The sequence below is a fragment of the Pueribacillus sp. YX66 genome (assembly GCF_041725775.1).
Taxonomy (GTDB): Bacteria; Bacillota; Bacilli; order Bacillales; family UBA6769; genus Pueribacillus.
The window spans coordinates 1-535 of sequence record NZ_JBEUEL010000093.1; the positions used below are offsets into that span (position 1 = coordinate 1).

At 28.6% G+C, this 535-nt stretch carries 1 protein-coding gene; it reads right to left on the reverse strand.

Annotated features, from left to right (window positions below; genetic code table 11):
• Window positions 1-130: 130 nt before the first annotated feature.
• Window positions 131-526 carry a TipC family immunity protein gene (locus tag ABU914_RS15480; RefSeq protein ID WP_379670578.1) on the reverse strand — a complete coding sequence of 132 codons (396 nt, stop codon included), beginning with the start codon at window positions 524-526 and terminating at the stop codon, window positions 131-133.
• Window positions 527-535: the final 9 nt, after the last annotated feature.

The window sequence follows — 535 nt, forward strand, 5'->3', positions numbered from 1 at the left end:
TCTTGATACCCTGTTAAATCTTCCTCTGTTAGATTGTGCTTCTTCATAAATTTTGCGATTTCTTCTGGAGCCTTTGTGTTATAATTTGTTTCAAAATGTTTATCTGATACAATATCAGGTTTTTTAATCGTTAATTTTTTTTACCGATATCATAAATAAAATAAAATCTTAATCTATCATTGTCATTTTCATATTCTTTAATTGCGAGTATTTCTAAATATTCTTCATTATTCTCTTCTGTATAAAAATTTAAAGTCATTCGTTCAGATTCGGGTAATGATTGACTGTCATAATATTCAGATTTAAAGTCCGGGAAAAAGTCCCTCACGTTTTTTTGCGAACTTTTTAATACACCTGCTTTAATAAGTTCTGTATAACTCGTAGAAGTGTATAGTTTTGGTACGGATTGAAATTCTGCATAGTACATCTCATCAAACACATTTTTTACTTTTGTTGCCTTATACACGTAATGACCTCCGATAAATAACAGAACGACACTTATTACAACATAAATTATTTTTTTCATTCGTAACTA

Bases quoted from the DNA above. Each gene is read 5' to 3' on its own strand.
- ABU914_RS15480 (WP_379670578.1), bottom strand. From the start codon at position 526: ATGAAAAAAATAATTTATGTTGTAATAAGTGTCGTTCTGTTATTTATC.